The organism is Rhodothermus marinus, assembly GCF_009936275.1.
Taxonomy (GTDB): domain Bacteria; phylum Bacteroidota; class Rhodothermia; order Rhodothermales; family Rhodothermaceae; genus Rhodothermus; species Rhodothermus marinus_A.
Window position 1 is genome coordinate 2,184,934 of record NZ_AP019797.1, and the last position, 20,120, is coordinate 2,205,053.

Annotated in this window: 19 protein-coding genes; 3 read left to right on the forward strand and 16 right to left on the reverse strand. The window is 64.6% G+C overall.

Annotation, left to right across the window (positions count from 1 at the left end; genetic code table 11):
• Window positions 1-202: 202 nt before the first annotated feature.
• A complete protein-coding gene (locus GYH26_RS09460) occupies window positions 203-1,249 on the forward strand; it encodes a glycosyltransferase family 2 protein (protein ID WP_161541437.1) in 1,047 nt (348 codons plus the stop codon).
• On the opposite strand, the gene GYH26_RS09465 is transcribed toward GYH26_RS09460, so the two are convergent.
• The 7 genes from GYH26_RS09465 to GYH26_RS09495 form a co-directional block, all read right to left on the reverse strand.
• Window positions 1,227-2,150, reverse strand: a complete 924-nt coding sequence (locus GYH26_RS09465; RefSeq protein ID WP_161541438.1) for a DMT family transporter — start codon at window positions 2,148-2,150, stop codon at window positions 1,227-1,229. The two genes, GYH26_RS09460 and GYH26_RS09465, sit on opposite strands and share 23 nt — an antisense overlap.
• 16 nt (window positions 2,151-2,166) lie before the next feature.
• Window positions 2,167-2,592: a DUF4293 family protein gene (locus GYH26_RS09470; protein WP_161541439.1), complete on the reverse strand. Its 426-nt coding sequence runs from the start codon at window positions 2,590-2,592 to the stop codon at window positions 2,167-2,169.
• 71 nt (window positions 2,593-2,663) lie between these two features.
• Window positions 2,664-3,122, reverse strand: coding sequence for an ExbD/TolR family protein (locus GYH26_RS09475; protein ID WP_161541440.1), 459 nt, complete (start codon window positions 3,120-3,122; stop codon window positions 2,664-2,666).
• A gap of 16 nt (window positions 3,123-3,138) precedes the next feature.
• Complete coding sequence (locus GYH26_RS09480; protein WP_161541441.1) at window positions 3,139-3,693, reverse strand: ExbD/TolR family protein; 555 nt, start codon at window positions 3,691-3,693, stop codon at window positions 3,139-3,141.
• Window positions 3,694-3,708: 15 nt separating this feature from the next.
• A complete protein-coding gene (locus GYH26_RS09485) occupies window positions 3,709-3,984 on the reverse strand; it encodes a hypothetical protein (RefSeq protein WP_161541442.1) in 276 nt (91 codons plus the stop codon).
• Between the two features lie 42 nt (window positions 3,985-4,026).
• Entirely contained in the window at window positions 4,027-4,755 is a 729-nt protein-coding gene (locus tag GYH26_RS09490) for a MotA/TolQ/ExbB proton channel family protein (RefSeq protein ID WP_161541443.1), read from the reverse strand.
• 112 nt (window positions 4,756-4,867) lie between these two features.
• Window positions 4,868-6,550, reverse strand: coding sequence for a S41 family peptidase (locus GYH26_RS09495; RefSeq protein WP_161541444.1), 1,683 nt, complete (start codon window positions 6,548-6,550; stop codon window positions 4,868-4,870).
• 123 nt (window positions 6,551-6,673) lie between these two features.
• Between GYH26_RS09495 and polX the strand changes: the two genes are divergently transcribed.
• The gene (polX, locus tag GYH26_RS09500) at window positions 6,674-8,356 is read left to right on the forward strand and encodes a DNA polymerase/3'-5' exonuclease PolX (RefSeq protein ID WP_161541445.1); all 1,683 of its coding nucleotides are present in this window, start codon (window positions 6,674-6,676) and stop codon (window positions 8,354-8,356) included.
• The gene (locus GYH26_RS09505) at window positions 8,353-10,227 is read left to right on the forward strand and encodes a penicillin acylase family protein (RefSeq protein WP_161541446.1); all 1,875 of its coding nucleotides are present in this window, start codon (window positions 8,353-8,355) and stop codon (window positions 10,225-10,227) included. Before polX ends, GYH26_RS09505 begins: the two co-directional genes overlap by 4 nt.
• Window positions 10,228-10,233: 6 nt before the next feature.
• On the opposite strand, the gene GYH26_RS09510 is transcribed toward GYH26_RS09505, so the two are convergent.
• The 9 genes from GYH26_RS09510 to GYH26_RS09550 all read right to left on the reverse strand — a co-directional run bounded on the left by GYH26_RS09510 (window position 10,234) and on the right by GYH26_RS09550 (window position 20,119).
• Window positions 10,234-11,292, reverse strand: a complete 1,059-nt coding sequence (locus tag GYH26_RS09510) for a M14 family zinc carboxypeptidase (protein ID WP_242006362.1) — start codon at window positions 11,290-11,292, stop codon at window positions 10,234-10,236.
• Between the two features lie 12 nt (window positions 11,293-11,304).
• Window positions 11,305-11,850 (reverse strand): CvpA family protein, encoded by a 546-nt coding sequence (locus GYH26_RS09515; RefSeq protein WP_014067262.1) that lies wholly within the window; start codon window positions 11,848-11,850, stop codon window positions 11,305-11,307.
• Window positions 11,847-12,320 (reverse strand): GatB/YqeY domain-containing protein, encoded by a 474-nt coding sequence (locus tag GYH26_RS09520; RefSeq protein WP_161541448.1) that lies wholly within the window; start codon window positions 12,318-12,320, stop codon window positions 11,847-11,849. The genes GYH26_RS09515 and GYH26_RS09520 overlap by 4 nt, the downstream gene beginning before the upstream one ends.
• 67 nt (window positions 12,321-12,387) lie before the next feature.
• Window positions 12,388-13,155, reverse strand: a complete 768-nt coding sequence (locus GYH26_RS09525) for a hypothetical protein (protein ID WP_161541449.1) — start codon at window positions 13,153-13,155, stop codon at window positions 12,388-12,390.
• The gene (locus GYH26_RS09530) at window positions 13,130-14,248 is read right to left on the reverse strand and encodes a PQQ-binding-like beta-propeller repeat protein (protein WP_161541450.1); all 1,119 of its coding nucleotides are present in this window, start codon (window positions 14,246-14,248) and stop codon (window positions 13,130-13,132) included. The genes GYH26_RS09525 and GYH26_RS09530 overlap by 26 nt, the downstream gene beginning before the upstream one ends.
• Window positions 14,248-17,196 (reverse strand): peptidase MA family metallohydrolase, encoded by a 2,949-nt coding sequence (locus GYH26_RS09535; protein WP_161541451.1) that lies wholly within the window; start codon window positions 17,194-17,196, stop codon window positions 14,248-14,250. Before GYH26_RS09535 ends, GYH26_RS09530 begins: the two co-directional genes overlap by 1 nt.
• Window positions 17,197-17,298: 102 nt before the next feature.
• Window positions 17,299-18,162 carry a hypothetical protein gene (locus tag GYH26_RS09540; RefSeq protein WP_014067267.1) on the reverse strand — a complete coding sequence of 288 codons (864 nt, stop codon included), beginning with the start codon at window positions 18,160-18,162 and terminating at the stop codon, window positions 17,299-17,301.
• 68 nt (window positions 18,163-18,230) lie between these two features.
• The gene (locus tag GYH26_RS09545; protein ID WP_161541452.1) at window positions 18,231-18,989 is read right to left on the reverse strand and encodes a ThuA domain-containing protein; all 759 of its coding nucleotides are present in this window, start codon (window positions 18,987-18,989) and stop codon (window positions 18,231-18,233) included.
• 110 nt (window positions 18,990-19,099) lie between these two features.
• The gene (locus tag GYH26_RS09550) at window positions 19,100-20,119 is read right to left on the reverse strand and encodes a sugar phosphate isomerase/epimerase family protein (protein ID WP_014067269.1); all 1,020 of its coding nucleotides are present in this window, start codon (window positions 20,117-20,119) and stop codon (window positions 19,100-19,102) included.
• Between the last annotated feature and the right edge of the window lies 1 nt (window position 20,120).

Here is a 20,120-nt window from a genome sequence, read left to right on the forward strand (position 1 = left end):
GCGCGATCGAATCCGGAAAGGTTTTAACCCGACGGCGGTCCGGATGGCGGCCGCCGTCATGCGTTCTGGTCAACTTTTCCCGGAACACTTTGCCCTCACCGCAATCCCGAGGCGTACCGCTCGCAACAGACGGCCCGCCCCATTACAAACCTGCGCGCCGACCGTCGGTATAATGTTCGCGTCCGCATGAAGTGCAGCCAAGATGCAGTCGGCCCCTTCCGTTTCCGTCATCATCGTTTCGTGGAACGCGCGGCATCTACTGGAGCGGTGCCTGCCGTCGGTAGTGGCCACCGACTATCCGAATCTGGAGATCATCCTGGCCGACAACGGCTCCACGGACGGCTCGGCCGCATGGGTGGCCACCACGTTTCCGGAGGTTCGCATCGTCCGGCATCCGGAAAACTGGGCCTTCTGCCGGGGCAACAACGCGGCGATTCCACACGCCCGGGGTCAGTACGTCGTGCTGCTCAACAACGACGTGGAGGTGCCGCCTGAGTGGCTCTGGCCCCTGGTACGCCGCATGGAAGCCGACCCGACGATCGGCGCCGTACAGCCCAAGCTGCGCCAGTACCATCAGCGCACTCACTTCGAATATGCCGGAGCGGCCGGTGGCTTTCTGGACCGGTTTGGGTACCCGTTCACGCGCGGCCGCATTTTCGACACCGTCGAGCCCGACGAAGGACAGTACGACGACCCCGGCCCCATTTTCTGGGCTACCGGCGCCGCCATCATGCTCCGCCGGGAAGCACTGGACCGGGTGGGGTTGCTCGACGAGCACTTCGTGCTGCACATGGAAGAGATCGACCTGTGCTGGCGGCTCCAGCGAGCGGGTTATCGCATCGAGCTGGTGCCGGAAAGCGTCGTCTATCACCTGGGCGGCAGCTCCCTTCCCCGTCACGATTCCAGAAAAACGTACTACAACTTCCGCAACAGCCTGCTGCTACTGTACAAAAACCTGCCTCCGGCAGCGTGGCGGCGTACGTTTCCCGTCCGTGTGGCGCTCGATGTGCTGGCTTTTCTCCGTTTTGTATTGCTGGGCAAATGGAGGGATGCAGCCGCCGTCGTGCGGGCGTACCGGGATGCCCATCGCATGCGCCACCTCTACCGGGATCAGCGCCCGATGAACGGCGAAGCCGCCGTGCTTCCTCCCTATCGGGGTAGCATTGCGCTGGATTATTTCCTGCTTCGTCGGCGGCGTTTTCGGGAGTTGCCCGCGCGACGCTTTCTCAATCCATGGCGGCGGGCGTAAGCCGACGGCGCGCTGCCCACTGCTCGTACTGCCCGGCAAAGGCCACGGCCACCAGTACCAGCACCATTCCCACGACCGAGAGGGCAGGCGGCACCTCCCCGAACAGCAGGTAGGCCATCAATGAAGCCCCGACCGGCTCCAGCAGCGAGAGCAGGCCCAGCCAGGCGGCCGAAATGTACTTCACGCTGTAGTTGAAGGAGCCATGTCCGAGGATCTGCGGCCCCAGCGCCATCAGCGCACAGAGCGCATAGAAGCGCGGGCTGTAGCCCCAGAGCGGGATGTCCAGCAGCAGCGCCGGCACGAAAGCCGTCAATGCCGCCACCAGATAGAGTGGGAAGACGTAGGCCAGCCAGGAGGTGCGCTGACGAACGACCCGGCCAATGAGCAGATACAGACTGACCAGCAGCGCCCCGCCAAGTGCCAGCGCGTTGCCCAGCAGAGGCTGCGGGCCGGTGTCCAGACCGGTATGATCGCCCCAGCCGATAAGCGCAGCGCCCACGACGGCCAGCCCGATCGCCGCTACCACGGGCAGGGCCAGGCGCTCCCCCAGCCACCAGAACCCCAGTGCCGCCAGGAAGACCGGACTCAGACACACCAGCACCGAGGCACTCGCCACCGAGGTATAGAAGAGCGATAAGATCCATACGACGAAATGCAGCCCCAGAAAAATTCCGGCCAGCAGCGTCAGTCCGGCCTCGCGCCGTGAGAGGCGATTAACACGTAACTTAGGGAAAGCAAACGGCGCCAGCATGACGACGGCCAGCAGCGTACGCCAGAACGCAATTGCCAGCCCCGGGGCTTCTTCACTGGCCCATCGCACCAGGATCGGGCTGAACGAAAAACTAACCAGCCCCAGGGCAAGAATCGGATAGACGTGAAACGGTATTTGTCGGCCGGTCATGCGGCACTTTGCCCGGTTAGCGCAGCCGATCCATCGACCGGATCAACGCAATGTCACGTTCAATGCCCCGACGCGCCAGCCAGAGTAGCAGATAAGCCAGCACGGGCAGGCCGATCCAGAGCACACGGTCCCACAGGATGCCGCTCTCTGAGCGCACGTTCAGCGTACCGCTCAGATACAGCCCCCCCAGGTACGCTGCAGCCATCAGCAGCACGCCCACCTGTTCAAAGACCACCAGTGTCCGCTGGCGCTCCAATCGGCGATATTGAAAGATGATGACCACCGCCCCGATCGCCAGCAGCACGGCCAGCCCGCGTGCCACCGTGCCGATCCAGGCATACGGTGCTGTTGTCAACAGGTGCCAGGGTTCAGGTGCCAGTCCTAACCAGAACAGCACCAACCCGGCCAGCAAGAGATAAACCGACTGAATGCGCTGAATCATAGGCCGTCTTTTCACACAAAAGCCCCGCCGAAGCAGGGCTTTTTTATCCAGACAGAGCAGGTACAGGCATGTCACGACGAGGGCGCTTCGGGCCGGGCCGAGTAATTGATGCGTAACGTGTTGGCTTCTCGAAGCTCCTGCTGCACGTCGTAAACCAGCTTCATTTTGGCGTCCTGATCGATGCGCAGCGACACGATCAGCTTGGGCTGCTCCAGCAGCTTGTTGTACATGATCGTGCGGATCAACGTGAGATCGTCGATCAACGCGTCATCGATCTGGACCCGCGTTTCACCCAACCGTCCATCGGGTTTTTTGTGCGGACCGATATAAATGTAGGAGAGCAGGCGCTTCTGGTCTATCTTGGTCAGCGCCTCGGCCCGCGGCAATATCGTCCGCACCTGTATAGTTGTCTCCCGGAGCACGGTACTGACCATGAAGAAGATCAGCAGCATGAAGATAATGTCCGGGAGCGAAGCGGTGGGAATTCCCTGCTTGGTTTCCGCCTTCTTTTTAAAGTGCTGCGAAGCCATTGTCTTTGACCAATGCTTAGCAATCAGGTTCTGCTACCGAGATCTGGGCCGGAATGATCTTACGAATCTCGTTCTCGTCATCCGGTCCCAGCGTAGCCCGGTAGGCATTATAGTTCGGATAGCCCAGTTTCCGCGCTTCGGCATCCCAGAGCTCGAAGTAGGCCATCCAGACCTCATCGAGCACCTGGATGTAGGTGTTGTAGGAAGTCTCGCAGTCCGTCTTGATCGAAACGACGGCCTTCTGCGGACTTTCAGCGTAATTCGGATCGACGCCGTTGTTGGTAATGTGCTTTTTGACCTCTTCGCGGATCTGCTGGATCGAAGCCAGTTTGTCTTCGATCAGCACCTGCCCCTGGGCATTGACCAGGATTTTGAGCATATTGCGTTCCCGCACCGGAGGCGGCTCTTGATCTTCTTCCAGCTTGGGCGGCAGCGTCATGCCGATCCCCGTATCCACGTCGATCGTCGTGGTTACCAGGAAGAAGATCAGCAACAGGAACGCAATGTCGGCCATGGAAGCCGTAGGAATTTCGGCCTCCTGGCGCTTTTTCTTTTTCAGCAGCCCGGCCATAACCTCACGTCCGATTTAAAAGCTGAACATGTTCCGCAGCCCCGAAAGCAGCAGGGCAATAGCAGTCAGGGCAAACATCACCAGTACGGTGATTACCCCGGCCTGCGCCCAGCTACCCATCGTGAAGCCCAGCACTACCATAAGCAGCACAGGCAACACAACGATCAACATTGAAATCGGGCTGATCTTGCCGTAGGTCAGGTTGCGCAGGCCAAAAATCACCTGGGCTACCAGCCCCAGACCCAGCAGGATCAGAGCCGCCCAGATGGCCAGAGGAACAATGCCTTCCATGTCTGCAGGTTCGCTTTTTCTTTAAAAAAGTTCCGCTCAGGCTTACGACTGCTTGGACGCTTCTGCCTTCTCGGCCGCGGTCAGCGGACGCCCGGCCTGCATCAGCACCAGCGAGTCGATCAGTTCGATCGACGCCTCTTCCATGTCCACCACGATGCGGTCAATCTTCGAAACCGCGTAGTTGTAGAAGAATTGCAGGATAATGGCCGTGATCAGACCGAAGACCGTGGTAAGCAGGGCCACCTTGATACCGCCGGCCACCAGGCTGGGCGAAATGTCACCAGCCTGTTCGATGGCGTCGAAGGCCTGCACCATACCGACGACCGTACCGAGGAAGCCGAACATCGGGGCCAGCGAGATGAACAGCGACAGCCACACCAGCCCGCGCTCCAGGAAGCTCATCTCGATCGACCCATAGGACACGATCGCCTTCTCGACGGCTTCGATGCCTTCGTCAGCGCGCAGCAATCCGGCCTGGAAGACCGAAGCCACCGGTCCGCGCGTCTTGGCGCAGATCTCTTCGGCCGCCTGAATGCCGCCCTCTTCCAGCGCTTTCTTCACCTGAAGAATGAACTTGCGCGTGTTGATGTCGGCCAGGTTCAGCGTAATGATGCGCTCGAAGGCGATGGCCAGACCGATGATGAGCGAGATCAGGACCGGCCACATGAATTCGCCGCCTTCATTGAAGCGCTGGACCAGGACGTTAATGAACCCTTCCTCTGCAGTAGAGGCCTGAGGCAGCATCAGCAGCAGGCTCAGCAGCAGTTCCATGGACGGTTTCCTCCTTCTGGTTGGTGCTTTACTCCTTCTTCTGTAAGCATTGCCAGGGATTCACATCCCTAGCACGTAACCCGCCCCATATTACCGAATTTCTTCCCAAGAGTCAATCCCGGCCTTTTCGTAAACGTTCCCGGTAACGCTGCGCCAGCTCTTCGGCCGGCTTCCACAGACGCAGTGCCTCCTGCAACATAGAATCTATCGCCTGATAGACCGGATAGCGTGCCCGCGGCCCCAACAGCCGAACGGCAAGCTGGGCCTTCAACAACGTGCTCAGCACATGCCAGTCGGCCTGCCAGCGCTCTTCGGGAAAACGCAGCGCGGCCGGTTCTTCACTCCCTGCTTCGAAGCGGAACCCGTTTTCTTCCAAAAACTCACGAAAAGCCTGCTGCACGGTGGAATCCGGTTGGTAATCTTTCACAAAACTTTCTTCTCGATGCTCCCACTGGACACGCAGGTCGCCACCGTGCTGATCGAACCAGCGCCAGACGAAGCGCTGATCCAGATTGCGCCGCAGGATGGCCTGTACCAGCGGCGAGAGCGTGTCCGGCGGCACGAGATAATCCGGCAGAATGCCGCCCCCGCCGAAGACGAGCCGCCCTCCGTCCGTGTAGTAGCGAAGCGAGTCGGGCACCTCGGCCAGAATCTCTTCAACAGGACGGGTCACATCGCGCGCTGCCCGGCGCCAGTGTTCGGCGTAGTAGTCCCGGCGACTTCCCTGATGGTAAGGCGTCTGAATCAGTCGTCCCGACGGCGTGTAGAAGCGGGCTACGGTCAGCCGCAGGGCGCTACCGTCGGCCAGCGTGATCTGCTGCTGCACCAGCCCTTTTCCAAAGGTACGACGTCCCACGATCAGCGCCCGGTCGTGATCCTGCAGCGCTCCGGCCACGATCTCACTGGCCGAAGCCGTGTTTTCATTGACCAGCACGATCAACGGGCCGGTCTCGAAAAGCCCTCCCGGATGCGAATACCAAGCGGCCCGGTACTCCGGACGCCTTCCCTCCTGGCGCACAATGAGCTGCCGGCCGCCCAGCAGCTCGTCGGCCACCTGCACGGCCACTTCCAGATAGCCCCCGCTGTTGTCGCGCAGGTCCAGCACCAGCCGCTCCAGGCCCTGTTGCCGGAGCTGTCGCAGCGCCTGCACAAATTCCCGGTAAGTCGTGCGCGCAAACCGATTGAGCTTGAGGTAGCCCGTTCGCTCGTCCAGCATATAGGCGGCATCGACCGTATAGAGCGGAATACGATCGCGCGTGATCGTGAATTCCAGCAGCTCAGGCACACCCGGACGCCGCACCGTCACACGCACCTGCGTCCCACGCGGTCCTTTGAGCGTCCGCTGCACCTGCTCGTGCGTAAAGCCGATGGCACTCGAATCGTTGATCGCCACAATCCGATCGCCGGCCAGCAATCCGGCTTTTTCGCTGGGCCCGCCGGGGATGACGCTCTGCACGGCGATCGTGTCCTGCCCGTTCGGTCCCGGCAGCAGCTCATAGGCGATGCCGATGCCCTCGAAGGCCCCCTCGAAGCTTTCCTGCACCCGACGCATTTCGTCAGCCGGGATGTAAACGGAATGCGGATCCAACAGCGACAGCATTCCTTCGAGGGCGCTTTCCGTCAGCCGGGCCGAGTCGACGGGATCCACGTAGCGTTGCTGCACGATTAGAAAGGCTTCCTGCAGCTTACGAAGCGCCCGTCGGGCCGGGTCTCCAGATACAACGGCGCCGATCTGAAATCCAAGCACAACGCCCACCAGCAACAGGGCCAGGCCGTAAGGCCAGCTTCGACGCATGAACAAACGCGCGGCGGTTCGGATGGTTAATGCACGAGGGCTCTTACCCTGCCCTGCATCGCAGGATCCGTTTTTCTTTTGAACGGCCTGCCGTAACTTGTGGACGCAAGCCGTTCGGTGCCGATGGAAAATCGAGACGTTGCCCGCCTGCTGCGTGAGACGGCCCGCCTGCTGGCGCTTCGCGGTGAAAATCCATTTCGCGTGCGGGCCTATGAGCAGGCCGCCGAAGCCATTGAGCAGCTGGACGAACCCGTCGCCGAGCGGGTGCGCCAGGGCACGCTCACCGAGGTGCCCGGCATCGGCCGTGGCCTGGCCGCGCAGATTCAGGAGCTGGTTGAACGGGGCACGTCGGAGGTGCTGGAGCGCCTCCGGAAAGAACTACCGCCAGGGCTTCCGGAGTTGCTCACGCTGAAAGGCCTGGGTCCTCAGCGCGTGCGCCAGCTCTGGCAGACGCTGGGCATTACTTCACTGGACGACCTGGAGGCAGCATTGCGCGACGGTCGTTTGAATCAACTCAGAGGCTTCGGCCCGCGTCTGCGTGAACGGCTGTTGCATGAACTGACGCTGCGCCGGCGTTACCGTTCGCTCCGACTGCTGGCCCAGATACTACCCGAAGCCGAGGCGCTCCGTGAAAGGCTGCAGCAGCAGCCCGGTGTGATTCGCGTCGAGCTGGCCGGGGCCGTCCGGCGTCTGATGGAGGTGGTGGATCGCGTGGAACTGGTCGTGGCCGGATCGCCGGAAGCCGTGCAGCAGGTACTTCCGCAGCTTCAGCAACAGCCCGGCCCCCACGGCGAAACGCTGCTCGAAGGGACACTGCCGGACGGTTTCCCCGTCCGGGTGGCGGTGACCACGCCGGACGCCTTCGGCACCGTGCTCTGGTGGCACACCGGCTCGGAAGCCCACTGCCGGACGTTCGTCCGAACCTACGGGGCACCGGAGCCCTGCCCGGAGGAAACCTCCATCTACGAACGGGTAGGTCTGCCTTTCATCCCGCCCGAACTGCGCGAAGATCGCGGGGAACTGGAAGCAGCGGCCTACCATGCGCTGCCCGCGTTGATCGAACTGAAAGACCTCCGGGGTGTGCTGCACAACCATTCCACCTACAGCGACGGCCGTAACACCCTCCGCGAAATGGCCGAAGCCGCCTGCAGTCGGGGCTTCCGCTATTTCGGCACAGGAGACCACAGCCAGTCGCTCACCATCGCCCGTGGTCTTTCGATTGCCGAAGTGCGCCGTCAGCAGGAAGAGATCCGGGCGCTGAACGAACAGTTCGCCGCGCGGGGCTTTCGGATCCTGAGCGGTACCGAGTGCGACATCCTGCCCGACGGATCGCCGGACTACCCCGACGACGTGCTGGCCGGCTTCGATTATGTGGTGGCCAGCGTGCACACCCGGCTGGACATGGACGAAAAAACGGCCACCGAGCGTATCCTGCGCGCCCTGCGCAATCCGTATGTCACGATTCTGGGCCATCCGACCGGCCGCTTGCTGCTGCGACGCGAGGGCTACCCGCTGGACTGGCCTCGCATCATCGACGCCTGTGCCACCTATCGGGTCGCTATCGAACTGAACGCCAACCCGCACCGGCTCGACATCGACTGGCGGCGCGTTCGCGATGCCACGGCCGCCGGCGTGCCCATCGTGATCAACCCGGACGCCCACGCCATCGACGAACTGGACCACGTGCGCTGGGGCGTGGCCGCCGCCCGCAAAGGCTGGCTCACGTCCGACGCCTGCCTGAATGCCCGCGATCTGGACGAGCTGCTCGCCTGGCTCCGACAACGCCGCCAATCCGTTCAGCCATGAAGCGTCCCCTGCTCCTGATTGCCATCATCCTCGCGGGCCTGCTGCTTCTGGTGGGCGGTTACCGATACCTCGTTCGAGAAGTCGAGACCCCTCCGGCGCACCGCGCCGTCTCCGGCCTGCAGGCGGCCGTCGTGATCGATGAACTTCCCGGTCACCTTGTGGCCATCCGTGCTGCAAACCTCAACGACGCGCTGGCGGCACTGGGCTACGTGCACGGCCTCCGGAATGGGTGGCCACTCCTGCTCTGGCGACAGGCGGCACTGGGACGTCAGGCCGAATGGTTCGGCGCCCTGCCCGTCCCGCTCGACAGCCTGATCCATGCACTGCTCGTGCCCGAGCAGGCCCGTGCTGCCTACGAGCACCTGCCCCAGCATACGCAGGCGCTGCTGGACGGCTATGCCCGGGGCCTGCAGACCGCCCTGCAGGAACGCGCCGTTCGCCTTCGCGACGAGCTGACCCTGTTACAAATCCCTGTGGCTCCCTGGGAGCCCTGGCACAGCCTGGCCGTCGAGCGGCTGCTGGCCCTGCTGATGCTGCCGGATACGCTCGACGCGGCACTTCCCGAGCTCTCGGCCCTGCGCGCCTGGCTTCACCTGTACGGCTTCCGGCACAGCCTGGCCTGGGTACGTCCGACCCCTGACGGCGCCCGGCTGCTCTTTATGCGCTACGTCTACGGCGACCTGGCGCTGCCCTTCTTTCAGGAAGTGCTGATCACGCTGCCCGACGACACGCTTCGCCTAGTGACCGTCCCGGGTACGCTGCTCTTCCCGGCCGGACAGACTAACCGCCAGGCCTGGTATCTGCTGCCGCGCGTCCAGCCCCCCACGCTGGAGGTGCGCCCTCGCAACGCGCTTGCGCTGCAATCCATCTATGCACGCTTTCGGCTGCCCGATGGCGACGAGCGTCTGCTCCGCCGCGAATTGGCCGATGATGCCCTGGTACTGACCGAAGTCGCCCCGGACACCGTTCGCCTGCTACGATGGGTCGGTCTGGCTCCCGTCAGCGACCTGCCGGCCTGGCTGGCATTGCTTACCGACAGCGTAGCGGCGTTCCGGCTCTTTGCGGGCGACGGGCTGCTGCTGACCGATGAGAGTTATCGGCTGCTGGGGCAACCGCCGGTTGTCGAACCACTGGGCGAAGGCGTGCTGATCGGACAGACCGACTGGCACCGGTGGATCGCCCGGCGCCTTCGCACGCTCCCTCCTTCCACGACTCCGCCGGACGATGCCGTCAGTACCTGGGCACAGGAGCAACTGGCCGCGTTGCTGCCGGCGCTCGACACGCTGGCGCCTCCCGACTCGCTGACCCGCGAGGCCTACACGCTGCTGCGCAACTGGAACGCCGCCTACGACGCCGCCAGCATCGGGGCCACGATTTTCGATCACTGGCTCTTTCGATACCGGCAGCGTGGCGGCACGTCGGCCCTCCGGGAGCTTCCGGATTCGCTGCGCATCATCCACGCGCGGCTGTTAGCTGCCACGTTCCGGGAAGCCGTCGATACGCTGGCGCATCGTCTGGGTCCGGACCTCAACCTGTGGCGCTGGGAGCGCACGCATCCGCGCCGACTGGCCTTCCCGATCTGGTCTCACCTGCCAGATCTACCGGCCGCTACGCGGTATGCACCGCTGGTGCTCCCCGGCGAAGGCCATCCGTCCACCATCCGGTGGGGCTATTCGCCGCTGCTTCAGGAGCGTCCGGCCCCGGCCTTCTGGGAGGGCTGGACCATTGCGCCCGGCACTTCGTTCTACGCACGCCGCCTCTGGCCGGAGGTCGATCGTTTTCTGGCACGCTATCGACTTTCCGCCCGCGTTACCGCCACGGCCCTGCAGGGAACCGCCCCCCTTCGCACGCTTCGGCTGACGCCGCGCTGACACGACTCAGGCATTCACCGTCTCCAGCGCAAAGCCGATCGTCTGCAACTGAAGACGCATGGCGATCGCGAGTGGCAGCACCCGCAGGCCGAACAGCCGACGCGCCTCGTCCAGCGGGGCGCCTTTTTCCGCCCGCAGGCGCAGCTCCGGAAGCTGCTCACGAAACTCCAGATAGGCCACGGGCACGCCCGGCGGCGAGGGCCGGTGGCGCACCACAAACAGCGGCAGCTCGGTCACCAGACAGAGTGGATCGCCACCCAGACTCCGCACGAACTCCATCGAACTCATGCGAAAATGGGCGGCCGTATCGGGATCGCCCTTCGCCAGGAAGAACGTGCGCATGGCCTCGCCTTCGGGCGTGGTCATAAAGCCGGGCCCCAGATAGAAAAAGCCCTTCTCGCCTTTGCGGTTGTGGTCGTGCAACTCCAGCCCGACCGCACGGGCCGCGTCGGCGAAAGCCTGCTGCAATGCCTCCGTCCGAAACGACCAGTGGCGTTCGATGAGCAACAGCGCCCCTTCGGCAAAGCCCATGCTGTGCAGGTTGACGTACAGGTCGAAGGGCGCATATGCCTGCAAAAATGCCGCAATGGCACGATTCTCGGCGCGCAGATCCGGATAGCCGAACTCCAGGTCACGACCCGGAAGTTCGCGTACGACGCCGGTCAGATAGGCTTCGAGCGAGGGCCAGCGTTCGGTCCAGTTTTGATTGCGAACCTCGCCGTCCGGGTTGATATGCGGCAGAATCACAAACCGAACGCGTTCCAGCAAGGGACGCAGCGACTCGGGCCGCCGCAGCCCTTCGAGCACCAGATGGCGCAGCGTTTCCGGCCCCACGGGTTCGTCCGCATGGGCGCCGGCCAGGAGCAGCACCGTCCGCGTCCCTTTTCCCAGCACGACGGCATCCAGCGGTCGGCCTTCTTCGCTCCGGCCGATCTCGTGAAACGTGGCCAGTCCATCGGACGACCGGCAGGCAGCTTCGAGCGCCGCACGCACCGCTTCGTGTGTGCGAAACGTCGGCGCAGCACCTTCCGGAACCAGTGCAGCCAGTCGATCCGCCCAGCGCATAGCCGCCATTGGCTACAACTTTTTTTCCAGTTTTTCTTCCAGCCCGGAGAAACGGTCCACCAGCTTCCGGGCTTCGGGCGCACGGGCCACCACGAAGTCCCAGGCGGCCGGCAGCAGCTCGGCCACCGGTGCGTAGAGCGGCGAGGCGCGTCGCGCATCCGGACCGGGCAGATCGAAGACGCGCAGCACCAGAAACAGCAGGCTCAACAGCAGCACCGCCTTGAAACCGCCCACCAGCGCCCCCAGCAGCCGGTTGAGCAACGACAGCTTGATGGCCCCCAGCAGCGCTTCGGTCGCCCGGATGACCAGCCAGACGCCCACCTGCACCGCCAGAAACACCAGCATGAATCCGATCAGCGGTCCCACGCGTGGCGACAGCCCCAGGCTCTCGACAACCACACGCCCCACCGGCTCCATGGCCGAAATGCCCACCACAACGGCCAGGACGAATCCCACGACGCTGGCCACCTGGCGCACGCCGCCCGTCATAAAACCGCGCGCCATGCCCAGCCCGACCAGCGCCAGGATGAACCAGTCCAGTGGGGTCAATGCCATCATGAAGCGGCTTCGCGCCGGCTCAGCAGTTCACGCGCCAGTTCGCTCACGCGGCGACCGTCGGCCTGGCCCCGCATGCGCGCCATGGCTTCTTTCATCACGCGGCCCATGTCGCGGACCGAACGCGCCCCCACCGCTTCGATGATCTCCTCCAGCACGGCACGGATTTCATCGTCGCTGAGCTGGCGCGGCAGGTATTCTTCGATGATCTTCAGCTCTTCCGCTTCCTTCTGCACCAGATCCTCTCGTCCGGCCGCGCGGAACTGCTCGATGGCCTCGCGGCGGCGCTTCGCCTCTTTCTGAAGCACCTCCAGCTCCTGCTCGGGCGTCAGCGTGGCCTCTCCGCCCTTGCGCTCGGCGATTTCCCGCTCCATCAGCGCCGCCCGCAGGGCCCGGATCGTACGCAGACGCGCCTCGTCGCGCGCCCGCATGGCCGCCTTCAGGTCTTCGGTCAGCTTTTCTTTCAACGACATGGCTCTGCTCCGTCCCGGATGGTTCTTTTCTCAAAGATACGCAGCACCGGCCGACTCTGCCGCCCCTTCAACGAAAGATAAGCCGGAAAGCCGCCACGCCGAGCCCCAGTTGCGCCACGCCCAGCGCAATGCCGGCCCGAAGGTCAAGCGATCGAATGCGCGGCCGCAGCGCCGGATCGCCGGTCTCCTCGTAGCGGGCATAGAGTCGGTCCGCCTGAAATTTGTAGTGAATGGAAACGGCCGTGGCGGCCACAGCCACACCGAGCGCGGCATACGTGATCCAGTGCCGTCGTCGCACGGTGGGCCTCCAAGGCTGCACGTCGGGCGTGGCGACATCCAGTGGCTGCAACAGCACCCGATGCCGGTTCCATACATCCTGTCCGGGCCAGAGCGTGGCCGGAGCGTAGCCTGAACGGACCAGATAAAGCGTGTCGCGCAGCGGTGCGTCGAAGGCGTCAAACAAAGGCGTTTCACCCAGCAGGTGCCGGTGCTCGGGCGGCCCGAGAAAAACCCGAGCTCCCGAGGGCACCGACTCGATCCGGTAGTAGTAGCGGAAGATTGCCGCGACGTGGATCGTGTCGGCGGTCGTGTCCGGCAACGTGATCAGGCGAGGCGGGATGGCCCAGGTGTCGCCTTCGGGCGGCACCAGACGCAGCGTGCGTGCTCCGGGCGGGATGTGAAAAATGCGTCGGGCGGCCAGACCCAGCGCTACCGAATCGGCATAGACCCGGGCCTCCGGCCAGTTCGTGTCGAGCACGACGACCGGCTGGCTCCATCCGGAAACTACCGGCCAGAGTCCCAGGCACAGGCTAAGGACGCAGCGCCACCGCTTCATGATCGCTCTGCAATAGATACACATGACGCGGACGGGTCAGGACGATCAGTCCGAAGGGTGAGTCGGCCAGATCGAGCACGCCGCCATCCAGTCGGGTTTCCCAGTGCAGGTGGCCGGAGGTCAGTTCCAGCGCCACCAGGCGCCCGCGCAGGTCGCCCACGTAGAGCACGCCGGCGGTGGTATCGACCACCGGGGATGCCACGATGGCCGCCCCACCGGTCCACGTCCAGCGCACCGTGCCCGTGCGCAGCGTCAGCGCCCGGACGACACCATCGCCGCCGGCCACGTACACGGTCGATCCGGCCATGACCGGCGTGGTAAGGTGCACGGACGTGTCGGGAAGCGCCAGCGTCCAGGCCGTAGCCCCTGAAGCCGCTTCCAGCGCCACCAGACGCCCGCGGGTAGTGGGCACCAGCACCAGCCCGTCGGCAACCGCCAGGTCGGCATAGACGGGCCGGAGCCTCTGTCGCCAGCGCAGCCGGCCGGTTCGGGCCTCCAGCGCCACTACGCGGCCGCGTTTGTCGGCCACCACAAGCAGCTCGCCGACGCGCACCGGCCGCGCCCGCACGCCATCGAGCCCGGTCGCCTCGGGCTCCTGCGCCCAGCGTACCCGCCCGTCCTCCACGTCCAGCGCGTACACCCGCCCCCACCGCTCGGCCACGTACACGACCTCGCCGTCCAGCGTCAGGCCGGCCTCCACACCATCGCCCGTGCGACGCCAGACGGTTCGGCGGCGGTACAGGTCGTAGGCCACCACCGCGGCATCGTCGAGCGCCACCGGCACCACCAGCAGCGACTTTCGGTGCGCTGGCACGCCCATCAGATCCCGGCCCACATCGAGCACGCCGCGCCGCCGGCCTTCGGGCAATTCGAAGGCATGCACGTCGCCTTTATGGTTGGTCACCAGCAGGATGCGCCCGGCCACCAGCGCCCGGACAGGAGCCGCCTCGACGTCGCGCCGCCAGCGCACCACCAGCGGCGGAGGCGCCGTCCACGTGGCTTCTTCGGGCGGCACCAGAGCCCCGACGGGCACCTGCAGCGAACGGCAGCCGCCCAGCACAAGCAATCCGATCAACCACAGCGCTCGACGCATCAGAAATCCCATCCGAAGAAAAACTGCCGGAACGTCCGCTCGCGATGGCGGAAGCCGTCGCGGTAGCGGTACCCGATGTCGTAGCGCAGCACCAGTCCACCGAGCAGGTTCAGCCGGAAGCCCAGTCCGATGGCGCCCAGCGTCTCGCCCGCATAAAGTTGCGGCTGGCGCTCGTTGTAGTCGTCGTTCCACACGTGCGCTGCATCGAAAAACAGGGCACCGCGCAGGTTGGCAATGCCGAACGGTGCCAGCAGCGGAATGTAGAGCGAGGGCGCTTCCAGAATCGGGAAGCGCAGTTCGTGCGAGGTGAACCAGAGCTTGCGGCCGCGCACATCGAACAGCGGGAAGCCGCGCAGATCCCAGCTTCCGCCCAGAAACCACAGCCGGGCTTCGCGGCCTTCGTTCATTCGGAGCAGCCCCCAGGACGCCAGCGTGACGTTGCGCATCAGCCGTAGATAGTGGCGCACGTCCAGACTGAGCGTGTAGTAGCTCACGTTGGAATAGCGCAGGTCGGACGTGTAACCCACGGTCAGGTTGGCGCGCCAGCCCTCAACAGGGCCATTGGCACCGTAGAGCGCGTCGTCGTGCACGAAGGCCAGCGCATTCGACAGCAGCAGTGCCCGGCGCCGAACGCCCCGGATCGCCACGCGCTTGTCGCTCCAGGCCAGCGCCGTGTTCAGTTCGATGCGCTGGAAGGTCGAAATCGGATAGCTCAGCGCGCCGTAGCCGCCCACGAGTTCTTCCCAGAGCAGCGGATATTCGGCGGCCGCATCCGGATCGGTCAGGTCGAAGCGCAGGCCGGCAAAGCGGTAAAGGCCATAGCCCACGTCGGTGCGGCGATGGAGCTGCACGCGCGAGACGGCTACGTTCAGGCCTTTGAGCAGTTCGCCGCTGCCCCGGCCGGTGTGGAAGACCGTCACGTACCAGCGATCGTCGCCCAGCAGATCCGAAAAGGCCAGCGCGGCCCCGCCGGTCGTGCCCCAGAGCGCGCTCTGGCTGATGCTGATGCCGCCGTAGGCCACGTCCAGGCTGTAGCGACGGCGGTAGGGCTTGCGGCGCACGCCGCTGTCGGCCGAGAGCCGTCCGGGCTTCCAGGGCGGCCGAGTCCCGAGCAGCGCCACCGTAGCCTGCTGGTGCGGCCGGGCCAGACGTTCGGCCACATCCGGTATCCGACGCACGGTGAACCGGTAGTGCTCGAACGCACTGAAGAGCAGGTGACCGTCGGGCGTCCAGAGCGGATCGAAAGCGGCTGTGGCCAGGTTCGTCAGCCGGTACAGCCGGCGCACCGGCGGGCCGACCGGTTCCGATCCGGTCTCCGGATATGCAGCGGCCACCGGCCGGGTCGGCAGCGCAGGGGCCACCTCCACCGCCCAGACGTCGCGCGGACCGAAACGGCCGTCGGTTTCCACCACCGCACTGGCGAACACCACGTAGCGACCGTCCGGACTCCACCGCGGCTCCCGATCGCGTCGCCACCCGTCGGTGAGCTGGCGAAGCTGTCCGGTATGGAAGTCGTAGAGAAACAGATTCATGCCGTAGCGGTCGCCCCAGGCCGTGCGGTCCGATGCGAAGACCAGGTAGCGGCCATCGGGACTCCAGGCCGGGTCGCGGTCGTCGTAGAGGTCGCGCGTGAGCCGCTCAAGTCGTTCGGTATCCAGCTCCAGCACATAGAGATCGATCCAGCCGCCCTCGTCGATCGCACTGAAGGCCAGCCGCGTGCCGTCCGGACTCCACGTCGGACTGTAGAGCGCCACCAGTCGGGGGAAGCGGTACGTGTTTACGAGTTCTTCCCGCTCCAGGTCGTACAGGTGCAGCACGTCCCCTTCTCCGCTTCGGGTGGTGAAGGCCAGCACGCCTTCGGCCGACACGTCCATGCGGTCTTCCAGCAGGTTGATCGACTCGAAGCGCTCACTCCGGCCCGTGCGGATCAGCGTTTTCGGTTTTCCCTGCGGGCGATAGGCCGAGTCGACCGGCAGCGCGTACAGATTCGTGTAGGCTCCTTCGTTGCCCAGGTAATACACGAAACGCCGACCGTCCCGGCGGCGGTAGACGATGGGCTTCGCGCTGAACCCCCGCGCCACAATGGCTTCGGAAGCCAGCGACGGCAGCGTCTGACGGGGCAGCTCCGGCAGGTACCGTTCTTTCAGCCATTGCTCCCAGCGATCCGAAATCGTGTAAAAATCCTCGCCCAGCACGTGCTCCATCACCCGCCGGAAGTCGCGGTCGATCCAGAATTGTTCGATCAGCTCCAGCAGCTTTTCCTCGCCGTACGTTTCGGCAATGAACCGGCAGAGCGCTTCGCCCTCTTTGTACATGAGAAAGGTGCCGTAGATGCGGTACATGTTCTCCAGCGGCACCAGATAGTTCGCATAGAGCGCATCGCGCAGGATCATCTCGTGCTGGTCGTCGGGCGGGCCCGACCAGTACTCGGCCAGCCCTTCGGTGAACCAGAGCGGCAGATAGCGATCGGGCGGCACCCGGTGATCGCGCAGCACCTGAAAGGCCCGATTGAAGGTGAACACGTGAACGAGTTCGTGCCAGATCACCCGTCGGAAGCGATACAGATTGCCGCTGGCCGGAATTACAACGCGTCCCTTGATCAGCTCGAAAAAGCCACCCACGCCTTCCGGAATGAAGCCCGGCGTCGTGTTCGTCTGCTGGAAATGGTAGGGAGCCGCGTAAAAGATGATGGGCGTGCGCCGCGGCAGCGTGTAGTTGAAGCGCTGCTGGAGCGTGCGATAGGCTTCCTCGGCAAAATAGGCGCCGTGCTCGGCCAGCGCCTGCATTTCAGGATAATAGTAGATGTCGAAGTGTTCGGTCTGCAGGACGTGCCAGTCGAAGCGCTCGTACTGGATCTTGTTCTTGCCGAAGTGCGACTCGTAGAACTGCGCCGACGCGGCCGACGCCATCAGCACACCCAGGCCCAGCCCCAGCAGAAGTGCACGCATCGCGTCCGATGGCAGGTTATGCCCGCAGCCCGATTCACCGTACGTTCACAGGCTACGCCAACCGGGGCCGACCGTTCCTCGAAGCCGCAGGGGCGCGATGCTTCAGCGGCGGAGACAGGCGACCTGCCCGCGCAGCCAGCTCAGCGCACCGGGGGTGTTTTTCCAGTAGGGCAGCGCCACCGAAGCGTAATCGACGGCCTCCTCCACGGTACCCGGTTCGATGTAGTCGGGCAGTGGACGGGGTAGCTTTTTGCGCCCCAGCAGATAATCGGGTACGTGGGGATTGGCCTGGCGCGCCTCGCGCAGGGCCTGACGGGCCGCCAGTGTATCGCCTTCGCTCCGATACAGGACAAGCGCCCGGCTGTAGCACCAGGCCGCCGACTCGTCGTCCGGGTACATGTCGATGAGGCGTCGGAGCGCCTCCAGGTCGTTGCGGATCAGCAGCGCCTCCAGAAGCAGGTAGCGCACGCGCAGGTGGTCGCCCCCGTCCAGTCGCAGCAGCTCCCAGAAGTGCGCGATCGCGGCCTCCTGTTCCCCCAGCAGCCACAGGCACTGCGCCAGTCCCACACGGGCGCGCAGATACGGACGGGCCTCCGGGATCTGCCAGAGCTGTCCGCATTCCTGTGCCAGCAGGGCGGGCCCCAGCACACGCTCGCCGGCCGCCACGCCTTCCCGGTAGCAGCGCAGCGCCTCGGCCAGTTCGTCGGCCTCCTCGGCCAGCACCACCCAGGCGTCGGCGCAATCAGGCGAGCAGTCCAGCGCCCGGCGGGCCAGTTCGATGCGTCGCGTGCGATCCGGTTCGTCCCAGGCCTGGTAGATCAACACCTGGGCCTGCTCCAGCGGCGTACTGCCGGGCGGGGCCAGTTCCACTTCCTGCAGCAGCTCGTCGAGCCACGCTTCCCAGTCCACTTCGCCATTCTGCGCCGGACTCGCAGGCGCCCCCGGACGACGTTTGCTCCTGGCCATGAAAAGAAAAAGCGGGTTGATCACAGGGAGGTCGCCTGCTCCAACCCGCCATACTCTGGAAGGTTCGGCTATTGCGTCCGACCGGCCGCCCACAGGATTCCGCCCAGCAGGTGCTGCCGGAACAGCGGCTCCGCGTAGCTTTCCTTCGTATGCCCCATGGCCGTGTACCAGGCCCGTCCGCCGTCATAGACATGGTACCACGAGATCGGATGATCCTCACCCATCTCGCCGCCCTCGTAGGTGGTTTCGTCCAGCACGGCCAGCACCTGTACGCCCTTCGAGCGCGGGTTTTCGCGGAAGTTGTACCATTCGTCCGTGCGCGTCCAGGCTTCGGGCAGCTCCTGCGTGGACGGATGCGTGCGGTCCACCACGCGCACGACGGCCTCCTGAATATGCGGGTGATTCTTGAAGTAAGCGCCCACCAGATTGCCGTACCAGGGCCAGTCATACTCCGTGTCGCTGGCGGCATGGACACCCACGAACCCGCCTCCGTTCTGGATGTAGGCCCGAAAGGCCTCCTGCTGAAGCGCGTCGAGCACGTCGCCCGACGTATTCAGGAAGACCACCACGGCAAACTGCGCCAGCGAGTCGGGTTGAAAGTAGGCCGGGTCTTCCGTGGCCGTCACCTGAAAACCGTGCGCGGCGCCCAGCTCCTGAATCGCGGCGATGCCGTCCGGAATCGAATCGTGCCGGTAACCGGCGGTCCGGCTGAAGACCAGCACCCGGAAGGCGGGTTCGTCGTCGGCGGGTTGGCCGTTGCCCGGCATCGAGCAGGCGCCCAGCAGAAGCAGGGCGCTCAGCAGCAGAGATAGGTGAAGTAGCCGCATGTCAGTCTACCGGTTCTGATTTATGGCAACCAAACAAAAGGGCGGCCGAAGCGGTCCGCCCTTTTCAAGATAAGACAAACGTGGGCAGAAACTACCCCATGGCGGCGACTTCAGGTCGCCTGGGCCTGGCGTTCGCGGGCGAAGGCCGCGTCAAACGCGGCCGCCGACGGTGGGAAGTCCATCGCTTTGACGCGGGCACAGGCTTCACGGGCGCCGTGCTCGCGGTCCATGCCGATGTCTTCCCACTCGATTGAAAGCGGGCCGTCGTAGCCAATCCGGTTCAGTGCCCGGATGATCTCCTCGAAGCGGATGTTGCCGCGACCGATCGAGCGGAAGTCCCAGTAGCGGTCGCGGTGTCCGAACTCCAGGTGCCCGCCAAAGACACCGGAACGCTTCGGCACGGGCGACCACCAGACGTCCTTCATGTGCACGTGGTAGATGCGGTCCGCAAAGCGCTCGATGAACGCCACGTAGTCGACGCCCTGGTAGCCCAGATGGCTTGGATCGTAGTTGAAGCCGAACGATTCGCGATAACCGATGGCCTCCAGCGCGCGCTCGGCCGACGAAATGTCGAAGGCGATCTCGGTCGGGTGCACTTCGAGCGCGAAGCGCACGCCTACCTCCTCGAATACATCCAGGATTGGATTCCAGCGACGGGCAAAATCCTCGTAGCCCTTCTCGATCATGCCGGGCAGCAGCGGCGGGAAGGCGTAGAGCAGATGCCAGATGCTGCTCCCCGTAAAGCCGTTGACCACCTTGACCCCCAGTTTGGCGGCCGCCCGGGCGGTGTCCATCATCTCCCGGGCTGCCCGCTGGCGCACGCCTTCGGGGTCGCCGTCGCCCCATACGTGCGGCGGCAGGATCGCCTTGTGGCGCTCGTCGATGTTGTCGCAGACGGCCTGGCCCACCAGGTGGTTACTGATAGCCCAGACCTTCAGCCCGTAGCGGGCCAGCAACTCCAGCCGCTCCTCGCAGTAGCCGTCCTCTTTGAGGGCGCGCTGCACGTCGAAGTGATCGCCCCAGCAGGCCAGCTCCAGGCCATCGTAGCCCCATTCGGCCGCTTTCTTGGCGAGCGTCTCCAGCGGCAGGTCCGCCCACTGTCCGGTAAACAGGGTAACCGGTCGTGCCATG